This window comes from Marinovum sp. (assembly GCF_048263515.1).
Classification (GTDB): Bacteria; Pseudomonadota; Alphaproteobacteria; order Rhodobacterales; family Rhodobacteraceae; genus Marinovum.
The window spans coordinates 188,604-204,488 of record NZ_JBLXEC010000002.1 but is presented as its reverse complement, the minus strand read 5'-3'; the positions used below and the strand labels follow the sequence as shown (position 1 = coordinate 204,488).

16 protein-coding genes are annotated in these 15,885 nt (G+C 67.2%); 10 read left to right on the top strand and 6 right to left on the bottom strand.

The features are described 5' to 3' along the window. Window positions 1-6 precede the first annotated feature (6 nt). From ACN0SE_RS03400 to ACN0SE_RS03375, 6 genes are all read left to right on the top strand, one after another. A complete protein-coding gene (locus tag ACN0SE_RS03400; protein ID WP_417523076.1) occupies window positions 7-1,539 on the top strand; it encodes an acyl-CoA carboxylase subunit beta in 1,533 nt (510 codons plus the stop codon). A 64-nt stretch (window positions 1,540-1,603) separates the two neighbouring features. Next, complete coding sequence (locus ACN0SE_RS03395) at window positions 1,604-1,960, top strand: hypothetical protein (RefSeq protein WP_417523075.1); 357 nt, start codon at window positions 1,604-1,606, stop codon at window positions 1,958-1,960. Between the two features lie 116 nt (window positions 1,961-2,076). Then, on the top strand, window positions 2,077-2,448 hold the full coding sequence (locus tag ACN0SE_RS03390) for a DUF6497 family protein (protein WP_417523074.1): 372 nt from the start codon (window positions 2,077-2,079) through the stop codon (window positions 2,446-2,448). 214 nt (window positions 2,449-2,662) lie between these two features. Then, window positions 2,663-2,806, top strand: a complete 144-nt coding sequence (locus ACN0SE_RS03385; protein ID WP_417523073.1) for a hypothetical protein — start codon at window positions 2,663-2,665, stop codon at window positions 2,804-2,806. A 66-nt stretch (window positions 2,807-2,872) separates the two neighbouring features. Next, window positions 2,873-3,235, top strand: a complete 363-nt coding sequence (locus tag ACN0SE_RS03380; protein ID WP_417523072.1) for a hypothetical protein — start codon at window positions 2,873-2,875, stop codon at window positions 3,233-3,235. A gap of 586 nt (window positions 3,236-3,821) precedes the next feature. Continuing rightward, entirely contained in the window at window positions 3,822-5,867 is a 2,046-nt protein-coding gene (locus tag ACN0SE_RS03375; protein WP_417523071.1) for a biotin carboxylase N-terminal domain-containing protein, read from the top strand. Between the two features lie 63 nt (window positions 5,868-5,930). Here the strand turns inward: ACN0SE_RS03375 and ACN0SE_RS03370 are convergent, their stop codons facing one another. Continuing rightward, window positions 5,931-6,464: a DUF4174 domain-containing protein gene (locus ACN0SE_RS03370; protein WP_417523253.1), complete on the bottom strand. Its 534-nt coding sequence runs from the start codon at window positions 6,462-6,464 to the stop codon at window positions 5,931-5,933. A 138-nt stretch (window positions 6,465-6,602) separates the two neighbouring features. Here ACN0SE_RS03370 and scpA point away from each other — a divergent pair, with 138 nt between their 5' ends. After that, window positions 6,603-8,732 (top strand): methylmalonyl-CoA mutase, encoded by a 2,130-nt coding sequence (gene scpA, locus ACN0SE_RS03365; protein ID WP_417523070.1) that lies wholly within the window; start codon window positions 6,603-6,605, stop codon window positions 8,730-8,732. A 130-nt stretch (window positions 8,733-8,862) separates the two neighbouring features. On the opposite strand, the gene ACN0SE_RS03360 is transcribed toward scpA, so the two are convergent. Both ACN0SE_RS03360 and ACN0SE_RS03355 read right to left on the bottom strand, forming a co-directional pair. Beyond that, window positions 8,863-9,531 (bottom strand): thermonuclease family protein, encoded by a 669-nt coding sequence (locus tag ACN0SE_RS03360; RefSeq protein ID WP_417523069.1) that lies wholly within the window; start codon window positions 9,529-9,531, stop codon window positions 8,863-8,865. 73 nt (window positions 9,532-9,604) lie between these two features. Continuing rightward, window positions 9,605-10,648, bottom strand: a complete 1,044-nt coding sequence (locus ACN0SE_RS03355) for an aldo/keto reductase (RefSeq protein WP_417523068.1) — start codon at window positions 10,646-10,648, stop codon at window positions 9,605-9,607. Between the two features lie 182 nt (window positions 10,649-10,830). Here ACN0SE_RS03355 and ACN0SE_RS03350 point away from each other — a divergent pair, with 182 nt between their 5' ends. Next, window positions 10,831-11,454, top strand: a complete 624-nt coding sequence (locus ACN0SE_RS03350; protein ID WP_417523067.1) for an ImuA family protein — start codon at window positions 10,831-10,833, stop codon at window positions 11,452-11,454. A gap of 67 nt (window positions 11,455-11,521) precedes the next feature. Further along, window positions 11,522-12,673, top strand: coding sequence for a hypothetical protein (locus tag ACN0SE_RS03345; RefSeq protein ID WP_417523066.1), 1,152 nt, complete (start codon window positions 11,522-11,524; stop codon window positions 12,671-12,673). On the opposite strand, the gene ACN0SE_RS03340 is transcribed toward ACN0SE_RS03345, so the two are convergent. Then, a complete protein-coding gene (locus tag ACN0SE_RS03340) occupies window positions 12,670-12,948 on the bottom strand; it encodes an ArsR/SmtB family transcription factor (RefSeq protein ID WP_417523065.1) in 279 nt (92 codons plus the stop codon). The genes ACN0SE_RS03345 and ACN0SE_RS03340 overlap by 4 nt on opposite strands. Before the next feature lie 102 nt (window positions 12,949-13,050). Beyond that, window positions 13,051-14,283, bottom strand: a complete 1,233-nt coding sequence (locus ACN0SE_RS03335; RefSeq protein ID WP_417523064.1) for a mandelate racemase/muconate lactonizing enzyme family protein — start codon at window positions 14,281-14,283, stop codon at window positions 13,051-13,053. Window positions 14,284-14,310: 27 nt separating this feature from the next. On the opposite strand from ACN0SE_RS03335, the gene ACN0SE_RS03330 reads away from it, so the two are divergent. Further along, a complete protein-coding gene (locus ACN0SE_RS03330) occupies window positions 14,311-14,748 on the top strand; it encodes a GNAT family N-acetyltransferase (RefSeq protein WP_417523063.1) in 438 nt (145 codons plus the stop codon). On the opposite strand, the gene ACN0SE_RS03325 is transcribed toward ACN0SE_RS03330, so the two are convergent. After that, the gene (locus ACN0SE_RS03325) at window positions 14,736-15,830 is read right to left on the bottom strand and encodes a zinc-binding dehydrogenase (protein WP_417523062.1); all 1,095 of its coding nucleotides are present in this window, start codon (window positions 15,828-15,830) and stop codon (window positions 14,736-14,738) included. The genes ACN0SE_RS03330 and ACN0SE_RS03325 overlap by 13 nt on opposite strands. Window positions 15,831-15,885 lie beyond the last annotated feature (55 nt).

Genomic DNA, 15,885 nt, shown 5'->3' with positions numbered 1-15,885 from the left:
CCGATGATGACCGCAATCCTTCAGGAACTCGAAGACCGCCGCCACGATGCCCGCATGGGAGGCGGACAAAAGCGCATCGACGCACAGCACGCCAAGGGCAAGCTGACCGCGCGCGAGCGGATCGAGCTCTTGCTCGATGAAGACAGTTTCGAGGAATACGACACCTTCGTCACCCACCGCTGCACCGATTTCGGCATGGAAGACAACCGCCCCGCCGGCGACGGCGTGGTCACTGGCTGGGGCACGATCAACGGCCGCATGGTCTATGTCTTCAGCCAGGATTTCACCGTGCTTGGCGGCTCGGTCAGCGCCACCCATGCGCAGAAAATCTGCAAGATCATGGACATGGCGATCCGCAACGGCGCGCCGGTGATCGGGTTGAACGACTCCGGCGGTGCCCGCATCCAGGAAGGTGTCGACGCGCTGGCCGGCTATGCCGAGATCTTCCAGCGCAACATCATGGCCTCTGGCGTGGTGCCGCAGATCAGTGTGATCATGGGCCCCTGCGCCGGTGGCGCGGTCTATTCCCCGGCGATGACCGATTTCATCTTCATGGTGAAGGACAGCTCGTACATGTTCGTCACCGGCCCCGACGTGGTGAAGACCGTGACCAACGAACAGGTCACCGCCGAGGAACTGGGCGGCGCTTCGACCCACACCAGGAAGAGCTCGGTCGCCGACGGCGCCTTCGAGAATGATGTCGAGGCCCTGGCCGAGGTCCGCCGCCTGGTCGACTTCCTGCCGCTCAACAACCGCGAGAAGCCGCCCGTCCGGCCGTTCTTCGACGATGTGAACCGGCTCGAGGACAGCCTCGACACGCTGATCCCGGAAAACGCCAACACGCCCTACGACATGAAGGAGCTGATCCTGAAGGTCGCGGACGAAGGTGATTTCTACGAGATCCAGGAAGATTTCGCCAAAAACATCATCACCGGCTTCATCCGCCTCGAAGGCCAGACCGTGGGCGTCGTCGCCAACCAGCCGATGGTGCTGGCCGGTTGTCTCGACATCGACAGCTCGCGCAAGGCGGCGCGATTCGTCCGGTTCTGCGATGCTTTCGAGATCCCGATCCTGACCTTCGTCGACGTGCCCGGCTTCCTGCCCGGCACCACGCAGGAATACGGCGGTGTCATCAAGCACGGCGCCAAGCTGCTGTTTGCCTATGGCGAGGCGACGGTGCCCAAGGTCACGGTGATCACCCGCAAGGCCTATGGCGGCGCCTATGACGTGATGGCCTCCAAGCACCTGCGCGGCGACATGAACTATGCCTGGCCCACCGCCGAGATCGCGGTGATGGGGGCGAAGGGCGCGACCGAGATCCTCTATCGCTCGGAGCTGGGCGACAAGGAGAAGATCGCGGCGCGCACGGCCGAGTACGAAGATCGCTTCGCCAATCCCTTCGTTGCGGCCGAGCGGGGCTTCATCGACGAGGTGATCATGCCGCATTCGACCCGCAAGCGGGTCAGCCGCGCCTTCGCCGCACTGCGCAACAAGAAGCTCAGCAACCCGTGGAAGAAGCACGACAATATCCCGCTGTGATCGCCCCGGCGGCGCGGCAGATTTCATCCGAAGAGGGCCTGCAAGGGTCCGAGGAGGCGCTCTCTTGAGCACGACCTGGCATATCCGGCGCGACGCGACGGGGCTCACCCTGTCGCGGCGGCCCGAGGCGCGGTTCGACGTCTCCGCCAGCGCGGCGTTCCCGCCGCTGCGGATGCTACCGCTGGCGCAGATGATCCGTCAGGACATGTGGCGCCGCTTGCAGCGCCTGCGCGGCTTTGCGCCGGTGGTGCGGATCGAAAGGGCCGCCGAGGGTCTGAGCGTCACCGCCGGTGGCACCGTTGCCGGCCCCTGCCCCAGGTCGCGGACCGAGGCGCTGATCGGCGAAATGCTGCACGATCCCGACCTGCGCGCCCGCTGGCAGCGATGCGCCCGGTTGACCAAGGGGAAAGTTCTGATATGACCTTGTATCACATCGAGTTTACTGCGGCGCGAGGGGGAACCACACGCCGCGCAGCCCCGCCGGGAGGAGCCCGGCAACGGGGGCGGGGCTGCCACTTGATTTTACCAGCGATTGCAATGCTCTGGGCCAGCGCGGCGCCCGCCGCCGCGACCGATCCGGCCTGGCTCGAGGTGCCCTCGGGCCTTCAGGTCAGCCTGCAGGAATACCGTGACGAGACCGAAACACCGCTGGCGATCTTCCGGGCGCGATTCGTTGCGCCGGCGCTGGCGCATGCCGCGCTGGACATGGAAGCGGTGTTCGCCGACATGGAACACCTCTGCAATACCGTTGCCCTGCCCGAGCTTGGCATTCGCGGCCTTCCTGCCGAACGCATTGTCATCTCGATAAGTTCCGAGCCGCTCGATTTCGGCACAATCGCACCCGACGTGGCACAGTTCTTCGAGAGCTATACCATCGAGGAAGCCACCTGCATCTGGGAGCTGTTCTGATGCGGACACTATATCTTGCGGCGGTTTCGCCGATGTCGCCGCAGAATGCGGCTTTCGCGCCACATGCCTTCGACCACGTGGAAAAGCCATATATTTCCGGGCAGTTATCGACTAAAGTTAAGGCGGGTTACACCCAAGTGACCTTACCTTTGTATCGGTATGGTCCGTCGCTGCATGCGCGGATCCATGCCGTTGTGACTGACAGGAGAACTATATGTCCAAGAGCCTCAAGCTCATCGCAGCCCTTGGCCTCTTCACAGCTGTCGCGGCATGTTCGCAGCAGCAGGAAGAGGAATATATCGTTGTTGATCCGGAGCCGATTTCGGTCGAGCCCGTCTACACCGGCAAGTACAAGTAAGACACGACCGGGACAGGCCCCCGGGCCTGTCCTGCCACTGCCCGCCTCCTTCCGGGAGGGCGCGGCATGATCAAGCATCGCGGTTTCCCCGGCCGCCTTCCCGGCACCGATTTCCAGTTCACCGTCCGCCGCCCCAACCCCAAGGGGGCCACGCCGATCATCCGGCGCGAGCGCTATCGTGACCGCCGCGCGCCCGACCGGCGCGCCGACCTGTGGTTCATCGCGGCGCTCTGGCAGCATTTCGGCACCGAGCCCTTCGAGCGTGGCAATCTCGACGCCGGCCGGCTCAGCTGGCTGTTCGGCCGCGAGGTGCTGCCTTATGACGATCCCTTCAACCCCGAGGATTACGAGGCCCGGCTGATCCTCGACGAGGCCGCCGCCCGGCAGGCCTTTCCCGAGGCCTTCGAAGAGAACGGCCCCTGGGGATGAGCATCTTTCTGCGCATTCCCGCCGCAAACACGCGGAGCCTTGCCGATCGCCCCGGCGGCCTCTGTCTGCCCTTGGCAGCGGATCGCCGCCGCCGCACAGTCAACGGCATAACCGTGTGGTCGGGCTGCCAATCGTTCCCGATCGATCACCGTTACCCTTTGACCTGCGGGCGGCGCTGCGTGTCCCCTTCGCATCCGCCCGCGTCTTTTTCCCCGGCCCGCATGCCAGCGCTCCCGCATCCCCGCACGGCCTGTCCCCCTTCGGCATCACTGCGCCGGAATTCGCGCTCCCCCAGGGTTACGCGCGACCGGAACCACGTTACCCTCTGCTGCCACAAGCTTCTGGCAAAAGGGGCAGGACATGAGAGCAGTCAGACAGATCAGCGTGCGTATGGTAGTGATGTTGGCTTTGGCCGCACTGTCGGCATGCAGCCCGGCCGAGGTCACCTCGCGCTCGGGTCATTCGATGGTCGGGCCCTTGCACCGGTAACGCCGTCTCCTCTCTCAACAACCTTGAAACGGTCTCCGGCGCCTGAGGCGCCGCGGGGCCGTTCTGTCGTGTTCAGCCAGACCAAGAAGGACCACCCATGTTCGACAAGATCCTGATCGCCAACCGTGGCGAGATTGCCTGCCGTGTCATCAAATCGGCCCGCAAGATGGGCATCAAGACGGTGGCCGTCTATTCCGACGCCGACAAGCACGCGCTGCATGTCAAGATGGCGGACGAGGCCGTTCACATAGGCCCGCCGCAGGCCAACCAGTCCTATATCGTGATCGACAAGATCATGGAGGCGATCAAGCAGACGGGCGCTCAGGCGGTGCATCCGGGCTATGGCTTCCTGTCCGAGAATCCCAAGTTCGCCCAGGCGCTCGAAGCCGCCGGCGTGGCCTTCATCGGGCCGCCGGTCGGCGCGATCGAGGCAATGGGCGACAAGATCACCTCCAAGAAGCTGGCGCAGGAGGCCAATGTCTCGACCGTGCCGGGCTACATGGGGCTGATCGAGGATGCCGAGGAGGCGGTGAAGATCTCCGGCGAGATCGGCTACCCGGTGATGATCAAGGCCAGCGCGGGCGGCGGCGGCAAGGGCATGCGTATTGCCTGGAACGACGCCGAGGCGCGCGAGGGCTTCCAGTCGTCCAAGAACGAGGCGGCCAGCAGCTTTGGCGATGACCGTATCTTCATCGAGAAATTCGTCACCCAGCCGCGCCACATCGAGATCCAGGTCCTGGCCGACCAGCACGGCAATGCAGTCTATCTGGGCGAGCGGGAATGCTCGATCCAGCGCCGCAACCAGAAGGTCATCGAAGAGGCCCCCTCGCCCTTCCTCGACGAGGCCACCCGCCGCGCCATGGGCGAACAGGCGGTGGCGCTCGCCAAGGCGGTGGACTACGCCAGCGCCGGCACCGTGGAATTCATCGTCGACGGCGACAAGAACTTCTTCTTCCTCGAGATGAACACCCGTCTGCAGGTGGAACATCCGGTGACCGAGCTGATCACCGGTGTCGACCTTGTCGAGCAGATGATCCGCGTCGCCGCCGGCGAGAAGCTGTCGATCACCCAGGACGACGTCAAACTCACCGGCTGGGCGGTGGAAAGCCGGCTCTATGCCGAGGACCCCTACCGCAACTTCCTGCCCTCGATCGGCCGTCTGACCCGCTACCGCCCGCCGGTAGAGGTGGCCGCCGGCCCGCTACTGGAGAACGACAAATGGCAGGGGGATGCGCCGGCAGGTGACACCGCTGTGCGCAATGACACCGGCGTCTTCGAGGGCGGCGAGATCAGCATGTACTACGACCCGATGATCGCCAAGCTCTGCACCTGGGCGCCGACCCGGGGCGCGGCGATCGAAGCGATGCGCGTCGCGCTCGACAGTTTCGAGGTCGAGGGCATCGGTCACAACATCCCGTTCCTGTCGGCGGTGATGGACCATCCCAAGTTCGTCTCGGGCGAGATGACCACCGCCTTCATCGCAGAGGAATACCCCGAAGGCTTTGACGGTGTGACTCTGGACGACACGGCGCTGCGCGAGATCGCGGCCTGCACCGCGGCGATGAACCGCGTGGCCGAGATCCGCCGCACCCGCGTTTCGGGGCGGCTGGATAACCACGAGCGCCGGGTCGACAACAAGGCGACGGTGACGCTGCAGGGGGTGACCTATCACCTCGAGATCGACGCCGATCCGTCGGGCGCCACCGTGCGCTTCGAGGATGGCGCCAGCCTGCGGGTCGACGGCGCCTGGACCCCGGGGCAGACGCTGGCCAAGATGACGGTCGACGGCGCGCCGCTGGTGCTCAAGGTCGACAAGATCACCCATGGCTTCCGCATCCGCTCGCGCGGGGCCGATCTCAAGGTGCATGTCCGCTCGCGCCGCCAGGCAGAGCTGGCGTCCCTGATGCCCGAGAAACTGCCGCCGGACACCTCGAAGATGCTGCTCTGCCCGATGCCCGGCCTGATCGTGAAGGTCGATGTCGAGGTCGGTCAGGAGGTCCAGGAGGGCCAGGCGCTCTGCACCGTGGAGGCGATGAAGATGGAGAACATCCTGCGCGCCGAACGCACCGGCGTGGTGTCCAAGATCAACGCCGGCGCCGGCGACAGCCTTGCGGTGGACGACGTGATCATGGAATTCGAATGATCGCCCCATGGCGGCGCAGGAGGCCATAGGCGGGGCGCCCGGCGGCGCGGCGCGGCGGCAGTGTCAGCCGCTGTTGCGCCGGTCGCGGATTTCCTGCTGGCGCAGCGGCAGCTTGTCGATCGAGCGGGTGATCTCGCGCACCGACCAGGGGAAGGGCTTGCGCAGGTACACCGAGCCGTCCTTGCCGATCAGCACCAGCATGAAGCCGCGCGGCCGCAGCTTTTCGCGCAAGGGGGTCAGCACGGAGGCATCGGTATCGGTGAGCACCACGACGTCACGCTCGGCCAGCTCCTCGAGCCGCTCCTGCAGCAGGTCCATCTGCTGCTGGAACCGCGGATCGGCGGGGCTGTCGGCAAAGACCACCACCGGACGCTTGAGCCAGAGGTATTCCTCGAGCTCGTGCAGCCCGGCCGGCTGGATCACCGGCTCGGCTTCGATGGCCTCGGTCGCGGCGGCCGCCTCTTCGGTCCCTTGCGGGACTTCCTCGGCCGCCACGGGCGCGGCCTCCGGGGCCGGCGAGCCCTGGGCCACGGCCAGTTCCTGCGCCGCGACACCGGTCGCGGCAGCGGCAAAGATCATCGTCAGAACGCGGTACATCTGGGCCATGTGTCCTCCTCGTACCCAGCATATAGGCATTTGCCACCCGATTACGACTGAGAATGGCGTGAGCCCGCGCCATTGCAACCGATTTCGCAGGCGCGCGAGCCGCCCTGCCGCAGAGGAAAGGATCACCTGATGAGCCCGACAAAGGACGACTGGAAGGCGCTGGCGGAAAAGGAGCTGCGCGGCCGACCGCTCGAGGATCTGACGTGGAAGACGCTGGAAGGCATCGAGGTGCAGCCGCTCTACACCGAGGAAGACACCGCCGAATTGCCGCACATGGGGTCCCTGCCCGGCTTTGCGCCCTTTACCCGCGGGCCCAAGGCCACGATGTATGCCGGCCGGCCCTGGACGATCCGCCAGTACGCCGGGTTCTCGACCGCCGAGGAATCCAACGCCTTCTACCGCCGCAACCTGGCCGCCGGACAGCAGGGCGTCTCCGTCGCCTTCGACCTGGCCACCCACCGCGGTTATGACAGCGATCATCCTCGGGTGGTGGGCGATGTCGGCAAGGCGGGTGTCGCCATCGACAGCGTTGAAGACATGAAGATCCTGTTCGACGGCATCCCGCTGGACAAGGTCTCGGTCTCGATGACGATGAACGGCGCGGTGATCCCGATCCTCGCTTCCTTTATCGTGACCGGCGAGGAACAGGGCCACGACCGCTCGGTGCTGTCTGGCACGATCCAGAACGACATCCTCAAGGAGTTCATGGTCCGCAACACCTATATCTATCCGCCGGAACCCTCGATGCGGATCATCTCGGACATCATCGAATACACCTCGAACGAGATGCCAAAATTCAACTCGATCTCGATCTCCGGCTACCACATGCAGGAGGCCGGGGCGAACCTGGTGCAGGAGCTGGCCTATACCCTGGCCGACGGCCGCGAATACGTGCGCGCCGCGATCGAGGCCGGCATGGATGTCGACAAGTTTGCCGGCCGACTGTCTTTCTTCTTTGCCATTGGCATGAACTTCTTCATGGAAGCCGCCAAGCTGCGCGCCGCGCGCCTGCTCTGGCACCGCATCATGACCGAGTTCGGCGCCAAGAACGACCGCTCCAAGATGCTGCGCACCCATTGTCAGACCTCGGGCGTGTCTCTGCAGGAGCAGGACCCCTACAACAACGTCATCCGCACCGCATACGAGGCGATGTCGGCGGTGCTGGGCGGCACGCAGTCGCTGCACACCAACGCGCTGGACGAGGCGATCGCCCTGCCGACGGACTTCTCGGCCCGGATCGCCCGCAACACCCAGCTGATCCTGCAGGAAGAGACCGGCGTGACCAATGTGGTCGATCCGCTGGCGGGGTCGTACTATGTCGAAAGCCTGACGGCGGAACTGGCCGAGAAGGCTTGGGCGCTGATCGAGGAGGTCGAGGAGATGGGCGGCATGACCAAGGCCGTGGCCTCGGGCATGCCCAAGCTGCGCATCGAGGAAAGCGCCGCCACCCGCCAGGCGATGATCGACAAGGGCGACGAGGTGATCGTCGGCGTCAACAAGTACCGCAAGGACCGCGAAGACCCGATCGACATCCTCGATGTCGACAACGTCAAGGTGCGCGACAGCCAGATTGCCCGGCTCGAACGCATTCGCGGCGAACGTGATCAGGCCGCCTGTGATGCGGCACTGGCGGAACTGAGCCGCCGCGCCAGCGAGGGCGGCAACCTTCTGGAAGCGGCGGTCGAAGCCGCCCGGGCCCGAGCCAGCGTGGGAGAGATCAGCATGGCAATGGAAAAAGTATTCGGACGGCACCGCGCCGAGGTGAAGACCCTGGCCGGCGTCTATGGCGCGGCCTACGAGGGCGACGAAGGCTTTGCCGCGATCCAGAAATCGGTCGAGGATTTCGCCGCAGAGGAAGGCCGCCGGCCACGGATGCTGGTGGTCAAGATGGGCCAGGACGGGCATGACCGCGGCGCCAAGGTGATTGCCACCGCATTCGCCGACATCGGCTTCGACGTCGACGTCGGCCCGCTGTTCCAGACCCCGGAAGAGGCGGCGCAGGACGCGGTCGACAACGATGTGCACGTGGTGGGCATCTCGTCACAGGCGGCCGGCCACAAGACCCTGGCGCCGCAGCTGATCGAGGCGCTCAAGGCCAATGACGCCGGCGACATCATCGTGATCTGCGGCGGGGTCATCCCGCAGCAGGACTACGAATTCCTGAAAAAGGCCGGGGTGAAGGCGATCTTCGGGCCGGGGACCAACATTCCCACGGCGGCTCAGGACATCCTGCGGCTGATCCGCGAAGCCCGCGGCTGAGGCGCCCGGGGGCGGGCCGGGCTTGGGGGCTCTGCCCCCCGGCCTGTGGCCGCCCCCCGAGGGTATTTTCGGCAAGAGGAAGGGGGGAGGCGGGGCGAAGAAAGCCCCGTCGGGCTTGAGGAGCCGTGGCTCAGCGTCTGGCCTTGCGCCAGCCGGCGCGGCGGGCCTCTGCCTCCGAGCAGAACCAGCGCTCGCCATTTTCCGGCGAGATCCGGGTTCTGTTGTACCATTCCTGGCCCGGCAGGTGGTAGATCCTGGTGCCTTTGGAGGAAATATTGCCCTTGATCCGGCATTCCGCCTGGGCCGGCACCACCGGGTCGGTCCCGCGACGGAAGCGTTCGGGCTGCACCACCACCGAAGTCCAGAGCCCCCGCCCCGCCGCCAGCGCCCGGGCCTGCAGGGTCTCGTAGCGGTCGGAATACTTGCTGTAGGCAAAGGCCAGGCCGGCCTCGACCAGCACCGCGCCGACATCGGCCTCGCGCAGGTAGCAGGTGGCCACCACCCGGCCATAGCGGTCGCGGTCCTCGGGCCGGCAGCTCAGACGCTCGCCATTGAGCCAGAAGGCCACCTCCTGCGCCACGTCCCGGCCACAGGGCCAGTCGCCGCGGGTGGGGTGGCGGCAGGTCTGGTCGCGCTCGACCGCATCGATGCCGAAGAGCCTGACGCGGGTGTCGCCGACGTCCAGCGTGTCACCGTCGATCACCCGGGCCACGCCGGTGATCTCGCCGGGCGCGGCCTGTGCCGGGGTCAGGAACAGGGCGCTCAGGCAGAGCGCAAAAGGTAAACAAAGTCTTAACATGCCGGGAATGTGCGGCGGAAACCCCGCCCGCACAAGCCGGTTTGTTAAGAAAGGTTAACCCTCGTGGACGCCCTCAGTAGGGCATCGGCTTGGCGCGGTGCAGCGCGTCGATCTCTTCCAGCAGTTCGTCAGAGAGCGTGACCTCGGCCGCATCCAGCGCATGGTTCAGCTGCTCCAGGGTCGTCGCGCCGAGGATCGAGGAGGCCACGAAAGGCCGCTGCACCGTCCAGGCCAGCGCCATGTGCACCGGGTCCACCCCGTGCTTGCGCGCCAGCGCCACGTAATCCTCGGCGGTGGCAAGCGTCCGGTCGCTGTGCCGCGCGCCCATGTCGGGATTGATCGACATGCGCGAGCCTTCCGGCACCCGGCCGCCGCTGTACTTGCCGGTCAGGTAGCCGCAGGCCAGCGGCGAAAACGGCAGGAGCCCCACGTCTTCGTTGCAGCACATCTCGGCCACATCGGTGTCGGCCAGCCGACACATCAGCGAATATTCGTTCTGCAGAGAGGCGACGCGCGGCCCGCCCACCCGCTTGGCGGCTTCGATCCACTGGGTGGTGCCCCAGGCGCTCTCGTTCGAAACGCCGAAGGCGCGGATGGTGCCGCGCTCGACCTCCTGCTGCAGCGCGCCGAGACACTCCTCCATGTTTGCAATCACCTCGGCCCGGTTCTGACCGGAGGGATCGAAGGTCCAGTTCTTGCGGAACATGTAGGACCCGCGGTTGGGCCAGTGAAACTGGTAGAGATCGATCACGTCGGTCCGGAGCCGCTTGAGCGAGCCTTCGATGCTGCGCGCAATGGTCTTGGCGGTGATCGGCCCGCCGTCGGGCGACTGGTCGGAACCGTTGCCCAGGTGCTTGGTGGCCAGAACCACCTCGTTGCGCCGGCCGCTGGCCGCGATCCAGTCGCCGATGATCGCCTCGGTGCCGCCCACGGTTTCGCGCGACTTCGGGTTCACCGGGTACATCTCGGCGGTGTCGATGAAATTCACCCCGCGCTCCAGCGCGCGGTCGATCTGGGCATGGGCCTCTTCGGGCGACGTCTGGGTGCCGAAGGTCATCGTGCCGAGGCAGAGTTCGGACACCTCGAGGCCGCTCTGGCCCAGCTTGGTCATCTTCATGGTTCAGGTCCCCTTGTCAGTTGCGGCGGAACCTAACGCGCGAAGCAGAAAGTTAAACCCCGGAAGCGACGGCTTTTCATTGCCCCTCCCCCCTGCTTCTTCTCTTGCAAAAATACGCCATCCCCCGGTCTGCCCTGCGCGGCACCTCTTGAGAACAGAGCACGAACATCTACACTGTCCGCATGAGTCGTCACCACACCCTCCTCACGCGCGCGCCGCAGGCCGCGCGCCCCGCCCTGTCGGTGACGGGCGAGCTGTCGCTGACGCAGATGCGGGTGCACGAGTTCTGCGGCCTGGCGCGGCGCACCCTGGCGGCCTGGGTGGCAGGCGCGGTGCAGGCGGCGGGGCCCGGCCCGGTGATCTGGGTGGCGCCGGCCTGGGAGAAGGATGCGCTCTTTGCCCCCGGCCTCGCCAGGCTCTGCGCGCCCGAGCGTTTCGTCTTCGTGCACCCCACCCGCCCCGAGGACATCCTCTGGACCCTGGAAGAGGTGTTGCGCTCCGGCGCGGCGCCGCTGGTGGTCGGCGATCTGCCGGGCCTGCCGGGGCTGACCCAGGTGCGGCGGCTGCACCTCGCGGCCGAGACCGGGGCCGAGGTGCTGGGCGGCCGGCCGCTGGGGCTCCTGCTGACACCGGGGCGCGAGGGCGGTGCCCCCGGCGTCGAGAGCCGCTGGCGGCTCGATCCCGCGCATGCGCCGGAGGTACCGGGCTGGCGGCTCACCCGGCTCAGGGCGCGCACCGCGCCGCGGCGCGACTGGCAGGTGCGGCTGGGCCAGGCCGGGCCGGAGCTGGCGCCCCTGCCCGCCTGATTGCCCTGTGAGCGCCGCAATTCCTCCGCAATCGGCTGGTTAACCAGAGGGTCAGAAGGAGACCCACATGGAACAGCAGGCGCGCGCGCTCGCGGACGAGATCATCTGGCTGCACCCGGTGTCGGGCACGCCTGCCGACAGCGTCGGCTGGGTCCGCGCCCAACCTGCGGCCAACGCCGAGGCCGCACCGCGGCTCTCGGCCGAGATCGACCTCAGCGCCCTGCCCGAAACGATCTGGCGCGGCTACGGCCCGCGCCGCGGCTGGCTGCGCCTGTCGCTCGATGCAAGGGGCGAGCCGCTGGTGTTCTACAGCGCCGCCGCCCGGGGCCCGATGCAGTCGCCGGCGCCGCTCTGGCGGCTGACGCCCTCGCCGCTGGCCGCCGAGGTGATCACCGCGGTCCAGGCCTATGACCTGACCAAGCCCGCCTCGCAGCCCATCGACCTGCCGACGGCGCTCGAACTGCTGGGACGTATCTGCGGCGTGCTGGCCGAGTCCGCCGCGGTGCTCGACCGGCTGGAGGCCGAGAGCAGGCCCAGCGCGCCGGAGCCTGCCGGCAGCAACGGCATCTGGGGCCGCATGCTGCGCAGCCGCCCCGCGCCCACCCCGGCGCCGCGCGCGATTGCCAACCCCGGCATCTTCATCACCGGCCGCAGGGACATCGCCACCGCGCAATCGGTGCTCGACCGGCTGTTCGAATCGCTTGAACGGCTGCAGGGTGATCTGCCGCCCGAGGCGATGCCGCTGATCGCCGCGGCGCTGTCGCATGTCGATCTGCCGTTCTTCCTGACCGAACCGGCTCCGGATATTCCCGCCGCCCCCGGCGCGCCAGAGCCGCTGCGCATCTACCAGCGCAACGTGCCGGCCGACCGGTCCGCCCGCGCCGCCGAGGGCACGCCGGGCAGCACCTGGGCCGAGGACTGGCAGGGCACCCTGACCCGCCGCGCCTGCAGCCTGATGCAGAGCGCGCCGGAAACCCTTCCCGCCGCCGCGCGCGCCCATTGGGCGGCGCACCTCGAACGGCAGAAGGCCCCCGCCCCGGTGGCCATCGGCGACATCCGCCGCACCGGCAACGGCCCGATCGCGGTGCTTCTGCGCCTGCCGAGCCTGCCGCAGGCGGGCTGGGACTGGGGCGCCGATGCATTGGAAATCTGCCTGCCGCTGGCCGCATTGGCCGAGGGCGATTTCAGCCCGGCCTTCGGCCTCTGGCGCGAAGACTAGCTGCAGTAATATTCGTAGAGCAGGCCGATCATCCGCTGGGTCCGCTCGTCCGCCAGCGAGTAATAGACCGTCTTGCCCTCGCGCCGGGTGACCACCAGCCCCTCGTCGCGCAGCCGCGCCAGCATCTGGCTGACCGCCGCCTGGCGCATGCCCAGCGACTCTTCCAGCGCACCGACCGACATTTCCCCCTGGCCGAGATGGCAGAGGATCATCAGCCGTCCTTCATGCGCCAGGGTCTTGAGATACCCTGCGGCGGCCTTGGCGCTGTCGGCCATGTCTGTCGGGGTCGGGTCTAGCAAAGGGTCACTCTTGCGATCGTGCAGTGGCAAAACAATATGGGCGGTTTCAGGCTATCACGCCAATTGACCTTGCGGCAATCAGCTTTGCCGCGGCGGCGCGCCGCCGGCAAAGACATTGCCCGCCACATAGTCGCAGGGCGCCTCCTGCATCTCCAGGTGCAGCCCGTCGCCCTCGTAGGGATGCGCCCGCGCCAGCGCCTCGTCGACCTCGATGCCGAGGCCGGGGGTCGTGGGTGGCGTGACAAAGCCCCCCTCCACCGTCAGCGCACCGCCGATCAGGTCGTTGTGGAAAGGCGTCTCGATGGTCTCGATCATCAGCAGGTTGGGGATCGTCGCGGCAAGATGGATGTTGGCCGCCCATTCCACCGGCCCGGCATAGAGATGCGGCGCCACCTGGGCGTTGAAATGCTCGGCCAGTGCGGCGATCTTGCGCGTCTCCCAGAGCCCGCCGGAGCGGCCCAGCGCCGGCTGCAGGATCGCGGCCCCGCCGGTCTGCAGGACCGTGCCGAACTCGGCCCGGGTGGTCAGCCGTTCGCCGGTGGCCAGCGGGATGCGCACCGCCTCGGCCACCTTGCGGAACTCCAGCAGGTTGTCCGGCGGGATCGGCTCTTCGTACCACAGCGGCTGGTAGGCCTCGATTGCCTGCCCCAGCCGGATCGCGCCGCCGGTGCTGAACTGGCCATGGGTGCCGAACAGCAGGTCGGCGCGGTCGCCCACCGCCTCTCGGATCGCCTCGCAGAAGCTCATCGACATCGAGATGTCGCTCAGCGCCGGCTGATGCCCGCCGCGCATGGTGTAGGGCCCGGCCGGGTCGAACTTGACCGCCGTGTAGCCCCGCGCCACCAGATCGAGCGCGCTTTCCGCCGCCATCTCGGGCGAGACCCAGAAGTCCGGTAGAGGGTGCCTGTCCAGCGGATAGAGGTAGGAATAGGCCCGCAGCCGTTCGTTCATCATCCCGCCCAGCAGCGCCCAGACCGGCCGCTCCCGCGCCTTGCCGAGGATGTCCCAGCAGGCGATCTCGAGGCCCGAGAAGGCCCCCATCACCGTCAGGTCGGGCCGCTGGGTGAAGCCCGAGGAATAGGCCCGGCGGAACATCCGCTCGACATTCTCGGGGCTGTCGCCGGCCATGTGCCGCTCGAAGACATCGCGGATCACCGATTCCATTGCCTTGGGTCCGACCGAGGCGGCGTAGCATTCGCCCCAGCCGGTGATCCCGCAGGCGGTCGTCACCTTGACGAGAATCCAGTAGCGCCCGCCCCAGCCCGGCGCCGGCGGGGCGGTGACAATCACGTCGAGATCGGCGAGTTTCATGGCAGGCTCTCAATTGGGGGAAGGTTGATGCAGCTTCGTGTTCTTGGCGCGCAAGATATCGCGCTCTTGCGGAATGTCACCCCGGGGCTGTTCGATCATCCGATCCGCCCCGATCAGGCGCTGGCCTTTCTGCAGGACCCCGGCCACGTTATCGTGGCGGCGATCGCTGGCGGTGACATCCTGAGTTTCGCCTCCGGCACCGTGCTTCTGCACCCCGACAAGCCCCCCGCCTTCTTCGTCAACGAAGTGGGCACCCGAGAGAGCCATCGCCGACAGGGGCTGGCGCGGATGGTGACCCGGACGCTGATTGCCCATGTGCGCGGCATCGGCTGCCGGGGCGTCTGGCTCGGCACCGAGCCCGACAATGCGCCGGCACTGGCGCTCTACCGGAAGCTCAGGGGCGAGGAGCAGGTGTTTGTCGGGTTCGCGTGGGATGGCGCTTTCGACCTCGATCAGGGGTCTTGATTGAACAGGATGACGTTGCGCCGCGCCGCGCCGGACTTGGTGTCGGCGATGGCCTCGTTGATCTGGTCGAGCCGCCAGCGGCCCGAAACCAGTTCGTCGAGCTTGAGCCGTCCCTGCCGATAGAGATCGGCCATCCAGGGAATATCGCGGCTGATCACCACGTCGCCCATCTTGGACCCGACCATCGACGAGCCCATGAAGGCATTCACCACCGGTTCGTATTGCGCCATGGCGCCGGTGTGCGGCATGCCGACCATGATCATCCGCCCGCCCCAGCCGAGATAGCGCTGCGCATCGTCATAGGCCCGGATCGCCCCGACGGTCACCGCCACCACGTCGGCGCCGCGTCCGTCCAAAGCCTTCATCGCGTCCTTCCAGGGCGCCTCCGAGGTGGCCAGAACGCCATGGGTGGCGCCGAAGTCGCACGCCATTGCGAGCTTTTGCTCGCTCATGTCGACGGCCACGATCCGCCGCGCCCCGGCAATGCGCGCGCCCTGAATGGCATTGAGCCCGACACCGCCGGCGCCGATCACCACCACGTCCTCGCCGGCGCGCAGACGCCCGGCGTTGATCACCGCGCCGACACCGGTGATGACGCCGCAGGCCAGCAGTGCCGCGCTCTCGGCCGGGAGGTCATCGGGCAGCCGCACCACCTGCGAGGCGCTGACCACCACCCGCTCGGCAAAGGCGCCACAGTTCATCGCCGCCGTCAGCGCCGTGCCCTCGGAATCGGTGAGTTTGGGCGGCTCGATAGTCGGCGTCTCGCAGATCGTCGGCTTGCCGGAGCCGCAGCTCGGACAGGTGCCGCAGGGCTTGATCAGGGTGACGACGACGAAGTCGCCCTCGGCCAGCCCGGTGACACCGGCGCCGAGCTTCGACACCCGGCCCGCCGCCTCGTGGCCATAGACCGCCGGCAGCGCCCCGCCCCAGCCGCCCTCGGCAAAGGAGATGTCGGAATGGCAGATCGCCACGGCGTCGAGCGTGACCTCGATCTCGCCGGCCTCGGGGGCGCGCAGGGTGACCTCTTCGATCGCCAGCGGCGCCCCGAAGGCCCGCAGCACGGCGGCTTTGATTTGCGGCATGTCCCACCTCCTTGGTTGCCCTCACCCAAGCAAACCGGGGCGGCGGTGGAAAGCC

Coding starts and splice junctions, on each gene's coding strand:
- ACN0SE_RS03400 (WP_417523076.1), top strand. CDS start 7: ATGACCGCAATCCTTCAGGAACTCGAAGACCGCCGCCACGATGCCCGC.
- ACN0SE_RS03390 (WP_417523074.1), top strand. CDS start 2,077: ATGCTCTGGGCCAGCGCGGCGCCCGCCGCCGCGACCGATCCGGCCTGG.
- ACN0SE_RS03385 (WP_417523073.1), top strand. CDS start 2,663: ATGTCCAAGAGCCTCAAGCTCATCGCAGCCCTTGGCCTCTTCACAGCT.
- ACN0SE_RS03380 (WP_417523072.1), top strand. CDS start 2,873: ATGATCAAGCATCGCGGTTTCCCCGGCCGCCTTCCCGGCACCGATTTC.
- ACN0SE_RS03375 (WP_417523071.1), top strand. CDS start 3,822: ATGTTCGACAAGATCCTGATCGCCAACCGTGGCGAGATTGCCTGCCGT.
- ACN0SE_RS03370 (WP_417523253.1), bottom strand. CDS start 6,464: ATGTACCGCGTTCTGACGATGATCTTTGCCGCTGCCGCGACCGGTGTC.
- scpA (WP_417523070.1), top strand. CDS start 6,603: ATGAGCCCGACAAAGGACGACTGGAAGGCGCTGGCGGAAAAGGAGCTG.
- ACN0SE_RS03360 (WP_417523069.1), bottom strand. CDS start 9,531: ATGTTAAGACTTTGTTTACCTTTTGCGCTCTGCCTGAGCGCCCTGTTC.
- ACN0SE_RS03355 (WP_417523068.1), bottom strand. CDS start 10,648: ATGAAGATGACCAAGCTGGGCCAGAGCGGCCTCGAGGTGTCCGAACTC.
- ACN0SE_RS03350 (WP_417523067.1), top strand. CDS start 10,831: ATGAGTCGTCACCACACCCTCCTCACGCGCGCGCCGCAGGCCGCGCGC.
- ACN0SE_RS03345 (WP_417523066.1), top strand. CDS start 11,522: ATGGAACAGCAGGCGCGCGCGCTCGCGGACGAGATCATCTGGCTGCAC.
- ACN0SE_RS03340 (WP_417523065.1), bottom strand. CDS start 12,948: ATGGCCGACAGCGCCAAGGCCGCCGCAGGGTATCTCAAGACCCTGGCG.
- ACN0SE_RS03335 (WP_417523064.1), bottom strand. CDS start 14,283: ATGAAACTCGCCGATCTCGACGTGATTGTCACCGCCCCGCCGGCGCCG.
- ACN0SE_RS03330 (WP_417523063.1), top strand. CDS start 14,311: ATGCAGCTTCGTGTTCTTGGCGCGCAAGATATCGCGCTCTTGCGGAAT.
- ACN0SE_RS03325 (WP_417523062.1), bottom strand. CDS start 15,830: ATGCCGCAAATCAAAGCCGCCGTGCTGCGGGCCTTCGGGGCGCCGCTG.